The organism is Streptomyces sp. NPDC036813 (assembly GCF_055609245.1).
In genome coordinates this window covers 255,947-275,144 of sequence record NZ_JBVJPV010000012.1, presented here as the reverse complement: position 1 = coordinate 275,144, position 19,198 = coordinate 255,947, and the positions used below count along the sequence as shown (strand labels likewise).

Below are 19,198 nucleotides of genomic sequence, written 5' to 3'. Positions count from 1 at the left end.
CCTCCACGGGCCGAGGACCGACGGCCCTCGCGGGCCAAGGACCGACGCCCGGCACAGGCCCAAGGACCAACGCCCGGCACGGCCAAGGACCAACGCCCGGCACAGGCCAAGGACCGACGCCCAGCCCGCCCAGGGCGTAACCCAGCCCCGCCCAGGGCGTACGCCCGGCCCGAGCGCAGGGCCACGCCCGCGTCCGGGGCCGGGATCCGCGAGGGATCCCGGCCCCGGGCGCGAACCCCGACCCTTCCCCCGTCCACGAGGAGATCCCCCATGCCCGCCAGGCCAGGCAAGGCCGCCTTGTTCGAGCAGCTCGCGGCCGACGGCATCACCCACATGTTCGGCAACCCCGGCACGGTCGAGCAGGGCTTCCTCGACCTCGCCGACTCCAGCGCCACCGACTATGTGCTCACCCTGCACGAGGGCGTCGCGGTCGCCATGGCCGACGGCTACGCCCGGGCCGCGCAGCGGCCGGCCGTGATCCAGCTGCACAGCGGGGTCGGGCTGGGCAACGGCATCGGGCTGCTCTACCAGGCCAAGCGGGGCGGTTCCCCGCTGGTGACACTGGTCGGCGAGGCAGGCGTGCGCTACGACGCGATGGACGCCCAGATGGCCGCCGACCTGGTGGCGATGGCGGAGCCCGTCACCAAGTACGCCACCCGTGTCGTCGACCCCGACTCGGTGCTGCGGGTGCTGCGCCGGGCCGTGAAGATCGCCATGACGCCGCCGCGCGGCCCCGTCCTGGTGGTGCTGCCCGCCGACGTGCTGGACCAGATCACCACCGAGGAGGCGCTGCCCACGGTGGTGCCCTCCACCCGGACCGTGGCCGAGCCGTCCGCGATCGCGCGGGCCGCGCAGCTGCTGCGGGAGGGCGAGCGTCCGCTGGTCCTGATGGGCGACGGCGTCGCCGCGTCGGGCGCGCAGCGGGAACTGACCGAGGTGGCCGAGCTGCTGGGCGCCCGGGTGTGGGGGGTGAACCACTCCGAGGTCAACATGGACACCACGCACCCGCTGTACGCGGGCCAGCTGGGCCACATGTTCGGCGAGGACAGCGCGGCCGTCGTCCGCGACGCCGACAGCGTGCTGATCGTGGGGACGTATGTGTTCCCGGAGGTGTTCCCGCGCCTGGACAACCCCTTCCGCAAGGACGCCCGGATCGTGCACGTCGACCTGGACGCGTACGAGATCGCCAAGAACCACCCCGTCGACCTGGGACTGGCCGCCGACCCCAGGCTGACCCTGGCCGCGCTCGCGGCCGAGCTGCGCGCCCGCGGCGCACGCCCCGCACCGGCGTACGAACGGCCGCCCGCGCCCGAGGCGCCCGACACGCTGATGGAGCACTTCGCGCGCGAACTGGCCCGGCAGGCACCGGACGACCTCGTCTACTTCGACGAGGCGCTCACCGCCGCCGGCGCGCTGGCCCGGCATCTGCCGCCGCGCGAGCCCGGCACGTTCTTCCAGACCCGGGGCGGCTCGCTCGGCGTCGGCATCCCGGGCGCGCTGGGCGTGAAGCTGGCCCGCCCGGACGCGACGGTGGTCGGCTTCACCGGGGACGGCGGCAGCATGTACACCATCCAGGCCCTGTGGACGGCGGCCCGGCACGGCATCGCCGCCGGGTTCGTGATCTGCAACAACCGCCGCTACCGGCTCCTTGACCTGAACATCGAGCAGTACTGGCGCGAGCAGGGCCTCGAGCCGCACGCCTACCCGGACGCGTTCGACCTGTCCCGCCCCGACATCCGCTTCGCCGACCTGGCCCGCTCCCTCGGTGTCGAGGGCATGCGGGTGGAGCGGCCCGAGCAGGTCGAGTGCGCGGTGCGCCGCCTGCTCACCCACGACGGGCCGTTCCTCGTGGACCTGATCACCGAGTGACTCTCACGCCCCTTCGCTCTCAGCCCTTATCAGGAGAACGGGACATCGCATGGGAACCGTCATACCTCTCAAGACCGGAAGGCTCTCCGGAAAGCGCATCGGCATCCTGCTGGAGGCCGACTACGTGGAGGACGAACTCGCCTACTACCAGCGCCGGTTCGCCGAGGAGGGCGCCGAGGTACGGCTGCTGACCCGGCTGTGGGGACAGCCCGCGCTCACCTTCCACGGCCATGAGTACCAGGCGCCGCTCACCGTCGACGGCGACCTGGAGGCGCTGGACTACCACGAGCTGCTCCACTTCGCCGCGCTGATCGTGCCCTCGGGCGGCGTCGCCGACCGGCTGCGCTACAGCGAGGACGTGGACGCCGTGTCGCCGGCCCTGGACCTGATGCGCCGCGCGTTCCGGCTGCCGTCGCTGGTGAAGGCGTTCTCCTGCCACGGACTGCAACTGCTCTCCGCCGCGCCGGAGCTGATCCGCGGCCGCCCGGTCACCTGCCACAACAACATCGCCGCCGACGTCCGCAACATGGGCGGCGTCTACGTCAACCAGGACGTCGCCGTGGACCGCGACCTGATCACCACGCGCACGGTCGACCACTGCCATCTGCTGGCCCGCACCGTGATCGAGCGGCTGTCCCTGCCGAGCGACGTCGTCGCCGCCTGAGGCCGCCCCAGGACCGAAGCACGCGAGCCGTCGCGACCTGAGGCCCCGTTCGGACCCGCTCCACGCGAGCCGTCCCGGCCCGAGGCCCCGTTCGGACCGAAGCCGCCGACCCAGCCAGGAGGCTGTCATGCCCGCCGAAGTGCCCTTCTCCTTCTCCGACACCACCGCCGGCTATGTCACCGGGCGCCAGGGCGGACGTCGGTTCACCGTCAAGACCCTCGACGACCGCGAGGTCACCCTCCACCTGACCGACACCACGTCCGCGCAGCTGCTGCGCAACCTGGGACAGCCGTACCACGACGTGACCGGACGCCTGGACGAGCTGCTGGTGCCCGGCGCGTTCGTCTTCGCCTACGGGCCGGTCTACCCCGACCCGGACGGCCTGTACTTCCAGGCCGACAAGCTCGTCCTGACCGGTGAGAGCCCTTCCTCACGCCCGTACGAGGAGCCCGGCTGGTGGACCGAGCAGCTGCGCCGGCTGGCACAGTTCTACCGCCGTTCCCAGTTCGGTGACGGCCCGGTCGACTTCGCCGACTACCGCACCGAGATCCGCGCCGGCGGCCACAAGACCGAGCAGCACATCCAGGAGACCGACACGATCTCCCGGCTGGTCTACGGCATGGCCAGCGCGTACGCCCTGACCGGCGACGAGGACTTCCTCGAGGTCGCCGAGCGCGGCTCGCAGTACCTGCACGACCACATGCTCTTCCGCGACGATGCGGAGAACCTCGCGTACTGGTACCACGGCGTCGACGTGTCGGGGACCCGTGAACGCAAGCTGTTCGCCTCGGAGTTCGGCGACGACTACCGGGCGATCCCCGCCTACGAGCAGATCTACGCGCTGGTCGGCCTCGCCCAGACCTACCGGCTGACCGGCAACCCGGTGATCCGCCGCGACATGGAGGACACGGTCGCCCTGTTCGACCGGTTCTTCCGGGACGGCAAGCTCGGCGGCTACTACTCGCACATCGACCCGGTGTCGCTGAGCCCGCACGACGACGCGCTCGGCCCCAACCACTCCCGCAAGAACTGGAACTCGGTCGGCGACCACGCGCCCGCCTACCTGATCAACCTCTATCTCGCGACCGGCGAGGAGCGCTTCCGGCGGATGCTGGAGCACACCTTCGACATGATCGTGACGTACATGCCGGACCGCGCCCCCGGCGGCAGCCCGTTCGTCAACGAGCGTTTCCACGCCGACTGGACCCCGGACCACACCTGGGGCTGGCAGCAGAACCGCGCGGTCGTCGGCCACAACCTGAAGATCGCCTGGAACCTGACCCGGATGGCGGGCACGCTGCCCAAGCGGGAGTACCGGCAGCTGGCCGAGCAGCTCGCCCGCACCATGCCGGCCGTGGGCCGCGACGGACAGCGCGGCGGCTGGTACGACGTGCTCCAGCGGCAGGCGGAGAACGGCCGGCACGCCTTCGTCTGGCACGACCGCAAGACCTGGTGGCAGCAGGAGCAGGCCATCCTCGCCTATCTGATCCTGGCCGGACACACCGGTGACGAGGAGTACCTGCGCCACGCCCGCGAGGCGTCCGCCTTCTACAACGCCTTCTTCCTCGACCACGACGAGGGCGGGGTGCACTTCACGGTGCTCGCGCAGGGCCTGCCGTTCGCCGTCGGCAACGAGCGGCTCAAGGGCAGCCACGCCATGGCCATGTACCACAAGGCCGAGCTGTGCTACCTGGCCGAGGTCTATCTGCGGCTGCTGATCCACCGCGAGCCGCTCGACCTGTGGTTCGCGCCGCATCCCGATGCCGACTTCGAAGGCGGCCTGCTGCGGGTGGCCCCGGACATCCTGCCGCCCGGCCGGGTGGTGCTGGACCACGTCACCGTGGACGGCGCACCCTACGACGCCTTCGACGCCGAGGCGATGACCGTGCGGCTGCCCAGGAGCGAGCACCGCCTGCGGGTGAAGGCCCGCCTGACGCCCGTGGAGCGGACATGACGGCGACGACGGGGGCGGGCGCGACGGCGACCCGGGGCGCGGACCTGACGACGACGGGCGCCGCGGCGGCCCGGGGCGCGGCGCCGGCCGTGGACCCGGCCGGGCTGCGCCTGTCGGTCCTGCCCGGTGATCCGCTGCGCTTCGGGGCGCGGGTCACCGAACGCGGGGTGACCTTCACCGTGTACGGCGCCGACGCCGACCGCATGTGGCTGGTGCTGCTGGACGCGGTCACCGGCGCCGCGCTGGCCCAGGTGCCGTTCCCGGACGCCTTCCGCTGCGGGCGGGTGTTCACGATGACCGTCGCCGGACTGGACCCGGCCGCCGTGCACTACGGCTACCGCGCCGAGTCCGCCGCCGGCGGCCTGCCCGAGGGCTGGGCCATGGGTCCGCTGCTGCTCGACCCGTACGCGGTGTCGCTGGCCGGCGGCGAGGAGTGGGGCCGCCGGCCGGCGTACCGCTGCCGGATCGCCGCGGACGACGGCTTCGACTGGCAGGGCGTGACACGGCCGCGCATCCCACGCGAGGAGCTGGTGGTCTACGAGCTGCACGTGCGCGGCTTCACCCGGCACCCCTCCTCAGGGGTCGCGAACCCGGGCACGTACGCGGGCCTGACCGAAAAGATCCCCTATCTGCGGGAGCTGGGCGTCAACTGCGTCGAGCTGATGCCGGTGTTCGAGTTCGACGACACCGACAACCCGTTCACCGACCCGGAGACGGGCCGGCCCCTGCCGAACTACTGGGGCTACCACCCCGTGTCGTTCTTCGCTCCGAAGGCCGCCTACGCCGCCGACCCGCACGGCGACGGACCGGCACGCGAGCTGAAGACGCTGGTGCGCGAGCTGCACCGGGCCGGCATCGAGGTGATCCTCGACGTGGTCTACAACCACACCGGCGAGGGCGACCGGCGCGGCCCCACGCTGGGCTGGCGCGGCCTGGACGAGGACGCGGCCTACGTACGCGCCGCCGACGGCACCTACGCCAACCTGACCGGCACCGGCAACACCGTCAACGCCAACCATCCGCGGATGCGCCGGATGATCCTCGACAGCCTGCGGCACTGGGCGTCGGAGTACCGCGTCGACGGCTTCCGCTTCGACATGGCGCCGATCCTGGCGCGCGGGTGCGACGGCACCCCGCTGGACGTGCCGCCGCTGCTGGAGGCGATCGCGGCGGACCCGGTGCTGGCCGATCGCAAGCTGATCGCCGAGCCGTTCGACGCGGCCGGGCTCGACCTGCTGGGCCGGTTCCCGCGCTGGGGCCGCTGGATGGAGTGGAACAGCCGCTTCCAGCACACGGTCCGGCGCGCCCTGGCCGGACGCCCGGAGGCCGTGGCCGATCTGCCGGCGCGGCTGGCCGGCTCCCCCGACCTGTACGCCGGGCACGGCACAGCGGCGAGCGTCAACCTCGTCGCCTGCCATGACGGCCTGACGCTGGCGGACTTCACGACGTACGAACGGCGGCGCAACGAGGCCAACGGGCAGGGCAACACGGACGGTCCGCCCGAGGACTCGGCGTGCAACGCCGGGCACGAAGGCCCCACGGACGACCCGGCCGTCCGCGAGCGCCGGGCCCGGCTGGTGCGCGGGGCGCTGGCGCTGCTCCTGACCGCGCGCGGGGTGCCCATGCTGCTCGCGGGCGACGAGTGCGGCCGCACCCAGCGCGGCAACAACAACGCGTACTGCCAGGACAACGAGGTCAGCTGGCTGGACTGGGCCGCGGCCGCGCACCACGCGGACCTGCGGTACTTCGTCGCCGGGCTGCTCGCCTTCCGCCGCGCCCACCCGGCGCTCACCCGCCCCGACCACCCCCGTCACCACGTCACCTCCACCACCGACGGCGTGGTCGTGCACCTCGCCCATGCGGCCGGCGACCACGTGCTGGTGGCCGTCAACTGCCGTGGCGAGGACGGCAAGGCGGAGCTGCCGGAACCTCCCGAGGGCACCCGGTGGCACCTGTTCGCCGACACCGGCCTGCCCGCCGGACGGGAAACGAACCCGGACCCGGGCCCCGTGGAGGGACCGCTGGCGCTCGCCGCGCACGCGGTCGCCGTCCTCACGGCCCGCCCCCACCCCTCTCGATCCGACCGTACGGAAAGGAACTGACATGGCGTTCGACGCCTATCTCGGCTTCACGGGCACCACCGTGACCGTGCACCTGGCCGGCGACCTGGCCGACCAGCACGTACCGTCGCTGCGGCGGCTGATCGACCAGGCGCTCGAGCGGCCGGTGAGCATGCTGGTGCTGCGGATGCGGGAGCTGACCTCGCTGTCCCCGGGCGGGGTGCGCTGCCTGGCGTTCGCTCAGCAGCGGATGGCGCGCGGCGCGGAGATCGTGCTGGACGGGGCGAGCGAGGACGTGCTGCGCGTCCTGCGGGCGGGCGGCTTCGACCGGGCCGTCACGGTCGTCGAGGAGCTGCCGGACTTCGACGCGCGGGCCGCCGCATGAGGGCCGTGCTGATGGCGGGCGGCCAGGGTTCCCGGCTGCGTCCGCTGACCGAACACCTACCCAAGCCGCTGCTGCCGGTGGGCGGGCGCCCGATCATGGAACACGTACTGCGGCTGCTGCGCCGGCACGGCGTCGAGGAGACCGTCGTCACCGTCCACTACCTGGCCGAGCTGATCGAGCGGGAGTACGGCGACGGCTCCCGGCTCGGGATGTCCCTGTCCTACGTCCACGAGGACCGGCCGCTGGGCACGGCCGGCAGCGTCAAGGCGGCCGAGCCCCTGCTGGGCGGTGAGCCGTTCCTGGTGATCTCCGGGGACGCGCTGACCGACATCGACCTCACCGGGCTGATACGCCGGCACCGCGAGCGGCGGGCGCTCGTCACCGTGTGCCTGACCGAGGTGGCCGACCCGAGCCAGTTCGGGATCGCCACGCTGGGCGCCGGTGGCCGGATCGAGCGGTTCCTGGAGAAGCCGGGTCCGGGTGAGGCGTTCTCCAACACGGCGAGCACCGGCATCTACGTGATGCAGCCGGAGATCCTGCGGTACGTCCGCGAGGACGGCCCGGCCGACTGGGCGCGCGACGTCTTTCCGCGCCTGCTGGCCGAGGGCCTGCCGGTGTACGGCCATGTCGCGGACGGCTACTGGGAGGACGTGGGCACGCACGCGGCCTACGCCCGGGCCCAGGACGACGTGCTGCGCGGCCTGGTGGACGTCGGGGAACCGGCGGCGGCCTGAGCGCGGGTCCGTGACGGACGGAGGGGAGACCGGTGTTCCGGTCTCCCCTCCCGCCTTTTCCGCCACAGGTTTCCGCTACAGGCCGGCGACCCTGGACGCCACCTCGGCGAGCCGCGCCCGCGCGGCAGGATCCTGCACGTCCGGCAGTGACGTGATGACGTACTGGGCCCCCTGTCCGGCGAGTTCGGCGCAGCGCGCCACCGCACGCTCGACCGAGCCGTCCGGCCCGGACACCGGCAGCCGGCTCAGCACCGACCTGGTCAGGGAGTCGAAGTCGCGGCCCTCCTTCTCGCACAGTTCCCGCAGCACCCGCAGCTTGCGGGCCAGGTCCGGCCCGTCGGGCAGGTTGCAGGCGTCGGCGTACCGCGCCACCAGCGGCAGCGTCCTGCGCTCCCCTCCCCCGCCGACCAGGATCGGCGGATGCGGACGGCTCAGCGGGGCCGGCGAGTTGAGGGGGTGCTCCAGACGGTGGAGGGCCCCCTCGTACGGCCCGGTGTCGCCGGACCACATGTGGTGGGCGATGCGCAGGGTCTCCTCCAGTTCGGCGTACCGCTCCCGCAGCGTGGGGAAGGGCAGGCCGAGGCCGCGGGCCTCCTCCTCGTACCAGCCGGCGCCGACGCCCAGCCAGGCGCGGCCCCCGGAGAGCACGTCCAGAGTCGTCACCGTCTTCACCAGGACGCCGGGCCTGCGGTGGGTGACGCCGGTGACCAGGGTGCCGAGGGTGATCCGGCGGGTGACGGCGGCCGCGTAGGACAGCGCGGAGTAGGCCTCGAGCATCTCCAGCTCGGGCGGGCCGTTGAGGCCGATCTGGAAGAAGTGGTCCATCACCCACAGCCCGGCGATGCCGCCCTCGTCGGCGTCCCGGGCGATGTCCGCGAAGGTCTCCGCGAGCTTCTCCGGGCCGCCGGGCCAGGTGAAGCGGGAGACGGTCAGTCCGATGCGCACGCTGTGGTGCTCCTTTCGAAGGGTTGTGCGGGCATGCCAAGAGCCGGTGCGGGGTCCCACGGACCCCGCACCGGCGGGTGGTTCAGGTGCTGCCGCGGATCACAGCTCCGGTGATCCGGGCATGGGGGTGATCTTGTCGACGGAGTAGTCGCGGATCTTCGGCCGGCCGTTCTCCAGCACCACGGTCCAGGTCTGGTCGGCGTCGAAGCCCTTCCACACGCTGTGCGCGGCGGGCGGGTTCCACGTCTTGGTCTGCCAGTTGACCGTCAGCGAGATCTCCGCCTCGGTGGCCGAGACGCGACGCACCTCGGTGCGGGTCAGCTCGTGGGTCTCGTCGAAGAAGAGGTTCAGGACGTTGTCGTACCAGGTGCGGAAGTCCTCCAGGTCGCGCACGGTGATCTCGGGGAAGACCATGCGCAGCCCGTCGGAGACCAGGAACGGCGTGACCTCCTCGAGGGTGTCGTGCCGGTCGAGGGCGCGGAACCACTCGGTGGCGAGGTCGATCACGTCCTGCTCGGTGAGTTCCGTCTTCTCCTGTGCCACGGTCATCTGAATTCTCCTTGAGAAATTCTGCTGGGAATTGTTCCGGGGATTTTCAGTGGAAGAGCCGGGAGTCCGGTTCGAATCCCTGCGACCGGCAGTAGCGGACGTACTGGTCGAGGTAGTAGTAGCAGTCGTGCTGGTCGATCAGCTGGTCCTTCTCGTCGAGGAAACGCATGACGCCGTTCATGATGAAGAGCGTCGTCATTCCCTCCGGGTCGTCCGTGGTGAGGGTGTGGATGTCGCCCGGCGGTTCGAAGACGAACGTGCCGGGCCGGGCCACCCAGTCGTGCTCCGGGTAGTACCAGGAGCCCTGCAGCGTGTAGGCGGACACCGGGCCGGTGTGCTGGTGACGGCTGATGACGCCGGCGCCCTTGACCCGGGTGATGACCACCCACATGCCGGTGCGCAGGTCGAACCGGAGCGGCTTCCAGGACGCCCGCTCGTCGAAGGGGACCCAGGTCTGGTCCTCCTCGGCGATGGCGATGTCCGGCGGGCCGAACTCCTTGATGGTTTCCAGAATGTTGTCCGGTACGGCGGCGGCGTGCATCCGGTTCCCCTTTCCGAAAAGGCGGGTTGATGACTCCATGAAACTCCGGACGCGATCCGCGCGCCATGATTCCCGAATCCTCCGCGGAGACTTGGGGCAGTCGGCAAAGAATGCGCGGCGAACACGCCGGAATTCTCCGCCGACCGCCCCCGGGATCAGCTCTGCGCGGCCTGCCGGCGCGGCCTCAGCCACCACAGGAGCACCCCGGTGGCCAGTGCGAGGGCGCACAGCAGCCACAGGGCGTCCTGGAAGGCGGAGGCGTACGTGCCGCCGCTCAGCAGGGCGTTGAAGATGCCGCCGACCACGGTGTAGCCGAGGGCGTTGGCGATCTGGGTGGCGGTGAGCAGGCCACCGGAGGCGGCACCGGCGTCCTCCGCGGCCACGCCGCCCAGCACCAGCCCGATCAGCGACGGGGCGATCAGACCCTGGCCGAGCCCGCACAGCAGCAGCCCCGGCGTGAGCAGCGCCGCCTGGTGGGCCGCCGAACCGGAGCCCACGGGCAGCCGCACCAGCACCAGGCCGGCGGCCATCAGCACGGCGGCGGCGACGAGCACGCCGCTGCCCCAGCGCGCCACCAGCTTCTTGCCCTGCAGCGAGGCGACCGCGAAGGCCGCGCCCAGCGGAAGGAACACCACACCGGAGGCGAGCGGGCTGAGCTTCAGACCGTCCTGCAGGAAGTAGGACAGGATCAGGAAGAGACCGGCGTTGCCGCTGTAGAACACCAGGGCCGTCGGCAGGCCCTTGGCGAACCCGGGGTGCCCGAACAGCCGCGGCGGCAGCAGCGCGTGCCCGGCGTCCGAGACGCGGGCGATGCGCCGCTCCCACAGCATGAACAGCACGAAGCAGACCGCCGACCCGGCCACCGCGCCCCAGCCCCAGACCGGCCAGCCGTCGTCGGCGCCGACGACCAGCGGCCACAGCAACAGCAGCAGGGCGGCGGCGAGCAGGACGACACCGAGGTGGTCGATGCGGGCCCGGCTGCTGCCGCGCACCTCGCGCACCGAGGCGGCGGCGCCGAGCGCGGCCACCACGGTGACCGGCACGTTCACGAGGAACACGGAGCGCCAGTCCCAGCCGGCCAGGTCCAGCTTGATCAGCGCGCCGCCGACGATCTGGCCCGCGATGGAGCCGAGGCCGATCGTGGCGCCGTACAGACCGAGCGCCTTGGCGCGTTCCTCCTCCGGGAAGACCACCTGGAGGATGGCGAGGACCTGCGGCAGCATCAGCGCGGCGGCCAGGCCCTGCACCACGCGGAACGCGATGAGCGCGGCAGCACTGGGCGCCACCGCGCACAGCAGCGAGGTGGCGCCGAAGGCGATGAGCCCGGTCAGGAACACCCGGCGGCGTCCGAGGGCGTCGCCGATGCGGCCGCCGGTGACCAGGCCCACCGCGTAGGCCAGGACGTAACCGGCGACGACGAACTGGATCTCGCTGAAGGAGGCGCCCAGCGAGGACTGGATGGAGGGCGCCGCCACGTTGACGATGAAGACGTCGAGCATGCCCATGAACGTGGCGAGCAGCAGCATGCCGAGGGCCAGCCACCGCTTGGGATCGGGCAGTTGCCCGCCGCCGGACTCACCGGCGGCGGGCACGGACCGTGTGGTGGAGTCGGTCGTACTCATGGATTCCTCTCTGGGACACGGGGCCGCACCTCGGCGCGGGGCCGGGGCACGGCCGGTGCGGTGGCCGGGGACCGGCCGAACTTGCGCATCGCCGGGATCTCCACAGCCCGGTACAGCAGCCAGGAGCCCAGCAGGGCGAGCACGAACGCGGCGGCGGTGAGCGCGAGCGCCTGCGGCAGCGCCCAGCCGCGTCCGTACCCGAGCAGGTGGTGTCCGTAGATGAGCACCAGGCGGTGCACCATGTAGAAGGCGAAGGACACCTCGCCGAGCCAGACGAAGGCCCGGCCGGACAGCGCGCTGCCGCGGCCGTCGGCGTCGCGGCGGGCGAGCGCGCCGATGAGCAGCGTCAGCGGTATGACGGTGGCGGCGGCCTGCGCGTACAGCACGGGCAGCTCGAGCGCGATCAGGTAGCCGGCGACGAGCAGCAGCGCGGCGGCGCTCGCCGGGACGCGCACCCAGCGGCCGGCCAGCACCAGGCGGGCGGCGGCCATGCCGAGCAGGAACTCGACGGCGCGGGTGAGCGGGAAGGCGTAGACGAACCAGTACTGCGCCTGCGGGATGGGGGCGAACGGCAGCTGCGGCTGGTCGGGGAGCAGTCCGGCGAGCGCGGGCAGCAGGATCACCGCGGCGGCGCAGGAGGCGGCGACGGCCCACAGCCGGCGGCTGTCCAGGCGCAGCAGGGCGCGGTGCAGCAGCGGGAACGACAGGTAGAACAGCAGCTCGCAGGAGAGCGACCAGCTCACCGGGTTGCCGGTCATGAAGATGCGCGCGTCGGGCCACCAGCTCTGCAGCAGCGCCAGGTTGGGCAGCCAGGACGCGGGGTCGGTGAGCGAGGGGCGCGCCTGGTAGGCGCTGACGGCTACGCCGGTGCTCCAGGTGACGGCGGCGACCAGGGCGAACGTGGCCAGGTGGTTGGGGTAGATCTTGGCGATGCGGCGGCGCCAGAAGGTGCGGGCGCGCTGGCCGGGCCGGGCCGACCAGGTGAGCACGAAGCCGCTGAGCACGAAGAAGAAGGAGACGCCGACGGCGCCGGCCGCCGACGCCCAGTGCCGCAGGGCCTCGTCGACGCCGGGGTCGGCGAAGACGCCCTCGCGGGAGAGGTGGTAGGCGAAGACGCCGAGGGCCGCCAGGAAGCGGGCACCGGTGAGCGAGGGCAGCCGTGACCCGCCCGCTGCGGCAGCGGGTGGTCGCTCGGTGCCGGCGGTCTCAAGCATGGGGACCCCTTCGGGTGAGGCGGACGGGTGTCCGGACGTCGAGGTGGGGTGGTGCCGAGGGTGGGGGTGTCGCGGTGCTGGGGGGTTCACGGTGGGGGCTCGCGGTGCGGGTTCGCGGTGCCGGGGGGATCACGGTGGGGGGATGTCGCGGTGGTGGGGGGTGACGCCCGCGCCCGGCCGCGCGGCGTCTGCAACCGAGAAAACGCCCGCGGGGCACGGTTCACCAAGCCGGACCGGACAATCGGCTGCGACTGGTCCAAGTCACCTCAGTGCGTGCGGGGTTCGCGCGCCGGACGGCCCGCCTGGCGCACCGTGGTGAGGTGGCCGGACCACGCCCCGGCCGCCGAACACCACACCGACGCGGAGGGCCCATGTCGAACGAGCGGACACTGCACCCCGGAACGGCCGGGCAGGCACTGCACCGGGCGGTGCGGGACAACGACCTGCCCGGCGCCGCGGACGCGCTGCACGCCGGCGCCGATCCGAACGCCAAGGACCCGCTGGGGTATCCGGCACTGAGCCGCGCGGCGGCGCTGGGTCGCACGCAGCTGACCGAGCTGCTGCTGACGGCGGGCGCGGACCCGCTGCTGCCGGACACCAGGATGGGCACCTCCCCGCTGCACAAGGCGGCGCAGGGCGGCGTCGTCGACGTCGTACGGCTGCTGCTGGACCGCGGGGCGTTCGTCGACGTGCAGGCGCCGACCACCGGGCACACGCCGCTGATCGACGCGGTCTGGTACAAGCATCCGGCGGTCGTGGAGCTGCTGCTGGACCGGGGCGCGAACCCCGATGTGCGGGCGCACGCCGGGTACCGTGCGGACGAGCTGGGCCCGTTGGTGTGCGGCGAGGACCAGTCGGTGTACATCCGGCTGATCGAGGCGGCCCGCGCCCGCCGCGCCGAGGCGGCCGGGGCCGCCCTGCGGCTGGCCGCACTGTCCGGGGACGCCGCCGGGGTACGCGGGGCGCTGGCCGCGGGCAGTGACGCGGACGCCAAGGCGCCCGACGGTCACACGGCGCTGCTCGACGCCTCCCGGGAGGGCGGTACGGCGGTGGTGGCGGCACTGCTCGCGCACGGCGCCGACCCGACGCGGGTCGACCATCTGATGAAGGCGACCCCGGCACACAAGGCGGCCTACATGGGCCATCCGGACGTGATGCGGGAACTGGTCGCGGACGGGCGGGTGGAACTGGACGCACAGGGCCCCTACAACGGCTACACCGCGCTGCACGACGCCGTGTGGCACGGCCACACCGAGACGGTCCGGGTGCTGCTGGAGGCCGGCGTCCGCACGGACCTGACCGGCTGGGACGGCCTGACCGCCCTCGCCATGGCCCGGCGGTACGGCTACGACGACATCGTGGCGCTGCTGGAGAAGGCCGAGCAGGCCTAGGGTCTGTCGTTCGGGTCATCCCGGCGTCGGCGAAACGCACCGCATCTCATGGCCGGCCTGATCCGAACGAAAGACCCCGGGGGTGTCCGCGCGCGGCACGGGGGCGGCTCCGCCGACGACTTGGGGGAACTGGCCAAGTCGCACGGATCGCAGGTAATGCACGCTCAAAGTTCCTTCGAGACGGTATGTTTTACGGACTCCCGCACCCCCCTCGACTCCGGCCCGCCCCCGGGCCGCCTGACGACTTACGGAGTCACGCATGGCGAAGCAGCCACGTGCCCTGCGTACCTATGAACAGGTTCTGGACGCCGCCGCGCAGGAGTTCGCACAACACGGGTATGCGGAGGCCAACCTCCAGCGCATCGCCGAGCGCACCGGGATGACCAAAGGGGCCCTGTACGGCCACTTCGCCTCCAAGAAGGCCCTCGCGGCCGCGCTCGTGGACCACCTGGACGCGGCCACCGACCACCTGCTCGGCGGCGCCTGCGCGGAGTGCGGCCCCCCGCTGGAGAGCCTGCGGTCCCTGCTGCTGACGCTGGCCGCCCGCATCCGGTGCGACGTCCGCATACGGGCCGCCCTGCGCCTGGTCACCGAGACCGCGCAGGGCGGCGCCGAGCCGCCACGGCTGATGGACGGGCTGCATGACCGTGCCCTGGAACTGGTGCACAGCGCCCAGCGGGAGGGCCAGGTGGACCCGGCCCTGCCGCCGGGCCCGGTGGCCGACCTGGCCCTGGTGGTCCTGTTCGGCGCCCACTGCACGGACTACACGTGCGCCGGAACCGACCTTCCGGCCCGGATCGGCACCCTCTGGGACGTCCTCTGCCGCGCCCTGCCACCCCGGCGGGCGGCGGCGTAGGCGGCGCGGATGCCCCGGAAGCGAGGGGAGCGCACCGTGCACCGCGTGGCGGGACGACCGGCCGGAGACGGCGGCGCCCGAGGGGAGGCGGCACTCCCCTCGTCCGCGGCCCCGCCCGGCCGGCCCCGCCGCGGGGCGGGCCCAGGCCGGCCGGCGTCCGGGCGGCGACTACGCCAGCTGCAGCACCGGCTGCTTGGCGGGCGCGGCCAGCGGGGCCGGAGCCCAGGTCAACTCGGCCTCCGCGATGGCACGTTCGCCCTGGAAGGCCCCGATCCGCAGGCGGCGTTCCCCGTCGGCCCCGGTCTCGGCATCGGTCACGGCCAGCCGGGTCGGCACGTCCAGCTCACCGAAGGCCAAGCAGTCCACCCGCGCCCCGTGCAGGGCGTACAGCTCGGCGCGCGGGGCGCTCTGCAGGCGCTCGTGGACGTAGAGGTGACCGAGCTGGCGGAAGCCCTCCAGCATGACGGCCTGCGGGATGTGGTCGGTGGGGTGGTCGAAGAGGATGGCGTGGTTCAGATCGAGTCTCAGCCACCACTCGCCGGGGTCGCCCCCCGGCGCCAGCACACAGTCCTTGGCACGCAGCCGTCCCACCCGGTGCGGCAGCAGATGGGCCGCCCGGGGCCGTCCGGCCGGTGCGGAGGCCGGGCGCTCGGCGCGGCGGCGCAGCAGCTGGTACCGCCGTTCGTCCACCACACAGGCCTCGATGTGGCCGCGCCCGCAGCGCACCCCGTCCACCGACAGCGCCATCTCCAGCCGCACGGTGTACCGCTTGGGTGCCCGGGTGTCGTCGACGTCCCAGGTGGTCTCCAGTACGGCCGGTACGGGGGTGCCCTTCACCCGCAGCGGCTCCGGATCCCAGATCTCGAAGCCGGTGTTCTGGCCGACGAAGCGGTGGCCGAGCGGGATGCCGAGCCGGCCGTGCCCCACGTACAGCAGGGTCTGGCGGATCGATTCGGCGAACAGCAGCGGGTCACTGAGGCCGGCCGCGTCGGGGTGGTAGAGGGCGTGGTCCCGCGGCCACTGGGCTGCGACGAGGACCCGGTCGGGTCCGTCGGCGGCCGCGTCGGTCAGGAAGACTTCGGCGACCGAGGCGCGGTGGACGAGGGTGCGTGGGATAGCCTGTGCGTAGTGGAGTGCCTGCGTGGACGCGACGGCCGCTGGGGAGAGGGCCGGAGAGGCCGTCAAGGGACTTGCTATTGCGGACGTGCGCTGGCGCATCATGGTCCCCCTGGAAGAAGAAGGTTGCTCCGATTAGTCCGAAGGCACAGATCAACTTCACCGAAAAAATATACCGTTGAGAAGGTATTTAGCAAGCAACGTTCGCCGGAGAACCCCGTCTTCCCAGGTGGGAGGGGGTGAGAAGACTCGCGGAGACCGCTGCGCAGGACGAAGGATGCACATGACGAAGGAACAGGCACCCACGCTTCCCGGCACGCGGCGTACCGCCGCCCGGCGTCAGGAACCGCGCCTGAAGCAGGAACGCGCCGTTCGCACCCGTAACACGATCCTGAGGGCGGCCGCCGAGGTCTTCGCGCAGCGTGACTACCCGTCGGTGACCATCCTGGACATCGCCGAACAGGCCGGGGTCACCAAGGGCGCCGTCTACTTCCACTTCGCCAACAAGGAAGCCGTGGCGGTCGCCGTGGCCGAGCAGTTCTACGCGGCATTGCTCACCTCGCTGCGCCCCGTGCTCGACACCGGCGCGGCACCGGCTCGCAAGGTGGTGGAGCTGCTGCGGCGCACCGCCCGTGCCTTCCGCGAGGATCCCCTCACCCAGGCCGGCAGCCGGCTGCAGATCCAGCAATGGGCCATCGAGTCCGAACTGCCCACGCCCTACGTCGCCTTCACCGACGTGCTGGCCGAGCTGCTGGCCGAGTGCCGGGAGACCGGCACCCTGCCCGCGGGGGCCGACCCGCAGGCGCTCGCCCGGGTGCTGCGGTCCGCACTCTTCGGCGCGCAGCACATCTCGGGAGTGCAGCACGGCTGGTCGGACATCGTGGAGCGGACCGAGGAGATCGTCCAGGCGATGCCCTTCCTCGCGTCGGCAGCGGCCGGCTGAGACCTCGCCGGCCATCTGACTGCCGGTCATGCCGAGCGGCGGTCGTCGGCCGCGGCGGACTCACCGGCGCCCACCGGTACACCGCCGAGGCGGCTCAGCGCGTAGGCCGCCGTCACCATCGTCATGTGGTGGTGCCAGCCCGGGAAGGACCGGCCCTCGAAGTCCAGCAGCCCGAAGTCCTGCTCCAGGGACTTCAGCGTCGCCTGCGTGCGCACCGAGTGCCGCACCAGGGACAGGACCTCGTCGGCCCTGCGGTCCGTGGAAGCGGTCAGCCAGAAGCGGATCGGCCGGCGCTCGACGGGGGACCACTGGGCCAGCAGGCGGTAGACCGGCTGCTGCGTGGCGCGTGCCGGGCCGGGCGGTAAGGGCAGCCGCACCAGGGCGGAGTGGATGGTGAGATGGCGCACCGGACCGTCCGCCGGGCCCGCCGCGATCACCTGCGGCTGCCGGGCCCGCTCACCGCGCCCGGCGAACTCGCTCACCGGCAACGGCCGGGCCGCTTCGGCCCCGCGCCCGCCGGCCGGTACCGCCGGCAGCACCATCTGGCTGGGGTGCACCTCGACCACGAAGTCCAGCCCCCGTTCGGCGAGTCCGGCCACCAGCGGCGCCGCCTCGGGGGCGCAGCGCAGATCGGCCACGACCGGCGCGGGCGGCGCGAGGCGGGTCCCGGTCAGCGCGTCGACCATGCCGAGGACATGCCGGCTCACCGGCTCGGCCGCGGCGGACTGCGGCAGCCGGGCCCGGGAGCGCAGCCGTTCGTCACCGCACCAGCGCTCGTCCAGCAGCAGCCGCCAGTCGACCGGCACGCTCGCCTCGCCCGAGGAGAGGAAGAGACCGATGCCGAGCTGGCAGTTGACGGTGCGGCCGGCCTCCGGGACGAAGCGGCGGTGCACCCCGACCGAGTGTTCGCCGCGTTTGGGGATCACCGCGATGCCGGTCGCCCAGGCCGCCACCGGCATACGGTCCACCACCCGCGCGGCGACCGCGCGGCGGGCCGGATCCCATGGCCAGGGGCTGGAGTTGATGAACTGCTGGAGGGACTGGGCGGCCGTCGCCGAACGCGGGACGGTCAGGGCGAGGTTGCGGATGGACTTCTTGCCGCGGGTGGTGAGCAGGCCGCCGAGGTACACCTCGGCCCAGCGGCGCTGGTCGGCCCGCGGCAGATGGCCGAAGACCTCCTCGGTGAAGTCCGCGATGGTGAGCGGGTGGCCCGGTCTGTGCGCCGCACCCGGTAGCTGAGCCGTCTGCTCGGACGACGGGGGCACTGACACGGTGTGGTGCAGGTGCTGGTCAAGCACGTCCCCTCCAGGTCAGCTTGCTGGACGCCGGTTGCTCTGTCGTCGCAGCAGCGAAGACAGCCAAAGACGTCTCAAAAAATAATACCCTCGAGAACGAATTAAAAGTGCGTTCGGCGGCCCTGCGAGACTCTGCTATCTCCCGACTCTGGGTCCGGGAATGTGCGTTCGACTGGGACGGCGGCCGGTACGGACCGCATCCTCACGTGCGGGTGCGCGGCCCCGCGCGTGGAGCACAGACCGCGGCCGGGGCCCCGCCGCACAGGGGGCTCCCGCAGGCCGGGGGCGCGCACCGGCAGGGCCGGCAGAGGGACTGCCCGCCCCAGGGAGGTGTGCCGTGAGCGTCACCGTGCACGTGTGGTTCGACTACATCTGCCCGTTCAGCCTGATCGCGCGGAAACTGCTGGCCGAGGCGGTGGCGGACCGCGATGTCACCTGCGTGTGGCATCCGTTCGAGACCAACCCGACGTGCGTCGAGGAGGCCGGGGAGTACCCGCCCGGCGCCTGGAACCGGCTCGTGACCCCGCTGGCGGCGCGCTACGGCGTACCGCTCGCCGGAGCGCCCCAGCAGCCGCTGCGCCGGGCCCGGCTGGCGTTCGTCGGCTACCAGTACGCGCTGGACCGCGGCGCCGGGCAGGCGTACAACGACCGGCTCTTCGCCGCGTACTACTACCAGTGGCGGGACATCTCCGACCCCGTGGAACTGGCCCGCCTGGCCGCTGAGGCCGGTCTCGAGCCCGGCCGCTTCCGCGACGCGGTCCTCTCCCCGCGCTACACCCGCCGCCACCTCGACGCCCTGGACCGGGCCCGCGAACGGGAGGGCATCAGCGGCGTCCCGGTGATCGAGGTCGAGGGCCGCCGTCTGGAGGGCTTCCACGGCGTCCCGTCCCCCGCACACCTGACGGAGGCCCTGGACACGGCGAGGGCGGCGTAGCACCCGGCCGGCAGCCGCGTACGGCGGGAAGGGGCCGGGGTGGGGGGTGTCCGCCCGCAGCGTCCGGCACCGGGCAACGGCGCCGTCGTCGCAAACGGCCGGCCGGACCGAGGACGGACACCCCCA

Annotated in this window: 16 protein-coding genes and 1 pseudogene; 10 read left to right on the top strand and 7 right to left on the bottom strand. The window is 72.7% G+C overall.

What is annotated here, in order from left to right:
• Window positions 1-270 precede the first annotated feature (270 nt).
• The 6 genes and pseudogenes from ACZ67Q_RS25420 to ACZ67Q_RS25395 form a co-directional block, all read left to right on the top strand.
• A complete protein-coding gene (locus ACZ67Q_RS25420; protein ID WP_471186103.1) occupies window positions 271-1,869 on the top strand; it encodes a thiamine pyrophosphate-binding protein in 1,599 nt (532 codons plus the stop codon).
• 49 nt (window positions 1,870-1,918) lie between these two features.
• Window positions 1,919-2,533 (top strand): DJ-1/PfpI family protein, encoded by a 615-nt coding sequence (locus ACZ67Q_RS25415; RefSeq protein ID WP_471186101.1) that lies wholly within the window; start codon window positions 1,919-1,921, stop codon window positions 2,531-2,533.
• Between the two features lie 127 nt (window positions 2,534-2,660).
• A complete protein-coding gene (locus tag ACZ67Q_RS25410) occupies window positions 2,661-4,487 on the top strand; it encodes an AGE family epimerase/isomerase (RefSeq protein ID WP_471186098.1) in 1,827 nt (608 codons plus the stop codon).
• Entirely contained in the window at window positions 4,484-6,589 is a 2,106-nt protein-coding gene (locus ACZ67Q_RS25405) for a glycogen debranching protein (protein ID WP_471186096.1), read from the top strand. The genes ACZ67Q_RS25410 and ACZ67Q_RS25405 overlap by 4 nt, the downstream gene beginning before the upstream one ends.
• Before the next feature lies 1 nt (window position 6,590).
• Window positions 6,591-6,932 carry an STAS domain-containing protein gene (locus ACZ67Q_RS25400; protein WP_471186094.1) on the top strand — a complete coding sequence of 114 codons (342 nt, stop codon included), beginning with the start codon at window positions 6,591-6,593 and terminating at the stop codon, window positions 6,930-6,932.
• Window positions 6,929-7,645, top strand: a pseudogene (locus ACZ67Q_RS25395) (nucleotidyltransferase family protein); the annotation flags it as partial. The gene ACZ67Q_RS25400 and the pseudogene ACZ67Q_RS25395, both read left to right, overlap by 4 nt.
• A gap of 96 nt (window positions 7,646-7,741) precedes the next feature.
• Here ACZ67Q_RS25395 and ACZ67Q_RS25390 read toward each other — a convergent pair.
• The 5 genes from ACZ67Q_RS25390 to ACZ67Q_RS25370 all read right to left on the bottom strand — a co-directional run bounded on the left by ACZ67Q_RS25390 (window position 7,742) and on the right by ACZ67Q_RS25370 (window position 12,537).
• Window positions 7,742-8,611: an LLM class F420-dependent oxidoreductase gene (locus ACZ67Q_RS25390; RefSeq protein ID WP_471186091.1), complete on the bottom strand. Its 870-nt coding sequence runs from the start codon at window positions 8,609-8,611 to the stop codon at window positions 7,742-7,744.
• A gap of 99 nt (window positions 8,612-8,710) precedes the next feature.
• A complete protein-coding gene (locus tag ACZ67Q_RS25385) occupies window positions 8,711-9,160 on the bottom strand; it encodes a nuclear transport factor 2 family protein (protein WP_471186088.1) in 450 nt (149 codons plus the stop codon).
• 46 nt (window positions 9,161-9,206) lie between these two features.
• Window positions 9,207-9,701, bottom strand: a complete 495-nt coding sequence (locus ACZ67Q_RS25380) for a 2,4'-dihydroxyacetophenone dioxygenase family protein (RefSeq protein WP_471186086.1) — start codon at window positions 9,699-9,701, stop codon at window positions 9,207-9,209.
• Window positions 9,702-9,856: 155 nt separating this feature from the next.
• Entirely contained in the window at window positions 9,857-11,323 is a 1,467-nt protein-coding gene (locus ACZ67Q_RS25375) for an MFS transporter (protein ID WP_471186083.1), read from the bottom strand.
• Entirely contained in the window at window positions 11,320-12,537 is a 1,218-nt protein-coding gene (locus ACZ67Q_RS25370) for an acyltransferase family protein (protein WP_471186080.1), read from the bottom strand. The genes ACZ67Q_RS25375 and ACZ67Q_RS25370 overlap by 4 nt, the downstream gene beginning before the upstream one ends.
• Before the next feature lie 371 nt (window positions 12,538-12,908).
• On the opposite strand from ACZ67Q_RS25370, the gene ACZ67Q_RS25365 reads away from it, so the two are divergent.
• Complete coding sequence (locus ACZ67Q_RS25365) at window positions 12,909-13,928, top strand: ankyrin repeat domain-containing protein (RefSeq protein ID WP_471186078.1); 1,020 nt, start codon at window positions 12,909-12,911, stop codon at window positions 13,926-13,928.
• Window positions 13,929-14,187: 259 nt separating this feature from the next.
• Entirely contained in the window at window positions 14,188-14,784 is a 597-nt protein-coding gene (locus tag ACZ67Q_RS25360; RefSeq protein WP_471186076.1) for a TetR family transcriptional regulator, read from the top strand.
• A 168-nt stretch (window positions 14,785-14,952) separates the two neighbouring features.
• On the opposite strand, the gene ACZ67Q_RS25355 is transcribed toward ACZ67Q_RS25360, so the two are convergent.
• The gene (locus tag ACZ67Q_RS25355; RefSeq protein WP_471186074.1) at window positions 14,953-15,969 is read right to left on the bottom strand and encodes a ScbA/BarX family gamma-butyrolactone biosynthesis protein; all 1,017 of its coding nucleotides are present in this window, start codon (window positions 15,967-15,969) and stop codon (window positions 14,953-14,955) included.
• 214 nt (window positions 15,970-16,183) lie between these two features.
• On the opposite strand from ACZ67Q_RS25355, the gene ACZ67Q_RS25350 reads away from it, so the two are divergent.
• Window positions 16,184-16,843: a ScbR family autoregulator-binding transcription factor gene (locus ACZ67Q_RS25350; RefSeq protein ID WP_471186071.1), complete on the top strand. Its 660-nt coding sequence runs from the start codon at window positions 16,184-16,186 to the stop codon at window positions 16,841-16,843.
• 26 nt (window positions 16,844-16,869) lie between these two features.
• On the opposite strand, the gene ACZ67Q_RS25345 is transcribed toward ACZ67Q_RS25350, so the two are convergent.
• Window positions 16,870-18,141 (bottom strand): IS701 family transposase, encoded by a 1,272-nt coding sequence (locus ACZ67Q_RS25345; protein ID WP_471186069.1) that lies wholly within the window; start codon window positions 18,139-18,141, stop codon window positions 16,870-16,872.
• Window positions 18,142-18,475: 334 nt separating this feature from the next.
• Here ACZ67Q_RS25345 and ACZ67Q_RS25340 point away from each other — a divergent pair, with 334 nt between their 5' ends.
• A complete protein-coding gene (locus ACZ67Q_RS25340) occupies window positions 18,476-19,072 on the top strand; it encodes a DsbA family oxidoreductase (protein WP_471186066.1) in 597 nt (198 codons plus the stop codon).
• The last annotated feature ends 126 nt before the right edge of the window (window positions 19,073-19,198 follow it).

Bases quoted from the DNA above. Each gene is read 5' to 3' on its own strand.
- ACZ67Q_RS25370 (WP_471186080.1), bottom strand. From the start codon at position 12,537: ATGCTTGAGACCGCCGGCACCGAGCGACCACCCGCTGCCGCAGCGGGC.
- ACZ67Q_RS25365 (WP_471186078.1), top strand. From the start codon at position 12,909: ATGTCGAACGAGCGGACACTGCACCCCGGAACGGCCGGGCAGGCACTG.
- ACZ67Q_RS25385 (WP_471186088.1), bottom strand. From the start codon at position 9,160: ATGACCGTGGCACAGGAGAAGACGGAACTCACCGAGCAGGACGTGATC.
- ACZ67Q_RS25410 (WP_471186098.1), top strand. From the start codon at position 2,661: ATGCCCGCCGAAGTGCCCTTCTCCTTCTCCGACACCACCGCCGGCTAT.
- ACZ67Q_RS25360 (WP_471186076.1), top strand. From the start codon at position 14,188: ATGGCGAAGCAGCCACGTGCCCTGCGTACCTATGAACAGGTTCTGGAC.
- ACZ67Q_RS25350 (WP_471186071.1), top strand. From the start codon at position 16,184: ATGACGAAGGAACAGGCACCCACGCTTCCCGGCACGCGGCGTACCGCC.
- ACZ67Q_RS25400 (WP_471186094.1), top strand. From the start codon at position 6,591: ATGGCGTTCGACGCCTATCTCGGCTTCACGGGCACCACCGTGACCGTG.
- ACZ67Q_RS25375 (WP_471186083.1), bottom strand. From the start codon at position 11,323: ATGAGTACGACCGACTCCACCACACGGTCCGTGCCCGCCGCCGGTGAG.
- ACZ67Q_RS25415 (WP_471186101.1), top strand. From the start codon at position 1,919: ATGGGAACCGTCATACCTCTCAAGACCGGAAGGCTCTCCGGAAAGCGC.
- ACZ67Q_RS25405 (WP_471186096.1), top strand. From the start codon at position 4,484: ATGACGGCGACGACGGGGGCGGGCGCGACGGCGACCCGGGGCGCGGAC.
- ACZ67Q_RS25380 (WP_471186086.1), bottom strand. From the start codon at position 9,701: ATGCACGCCGCCGCCGTACCGGACAACATTCTGGAAACCATCAAGGAG.
- ACZ67Q_RS25420 (WP_471186103.1), top strand. From the start codon at position 271: ATGCCCGCCAGGCCAGGCAAGGCCGCCTTGTTCGAGCAGCTCGCGGCC.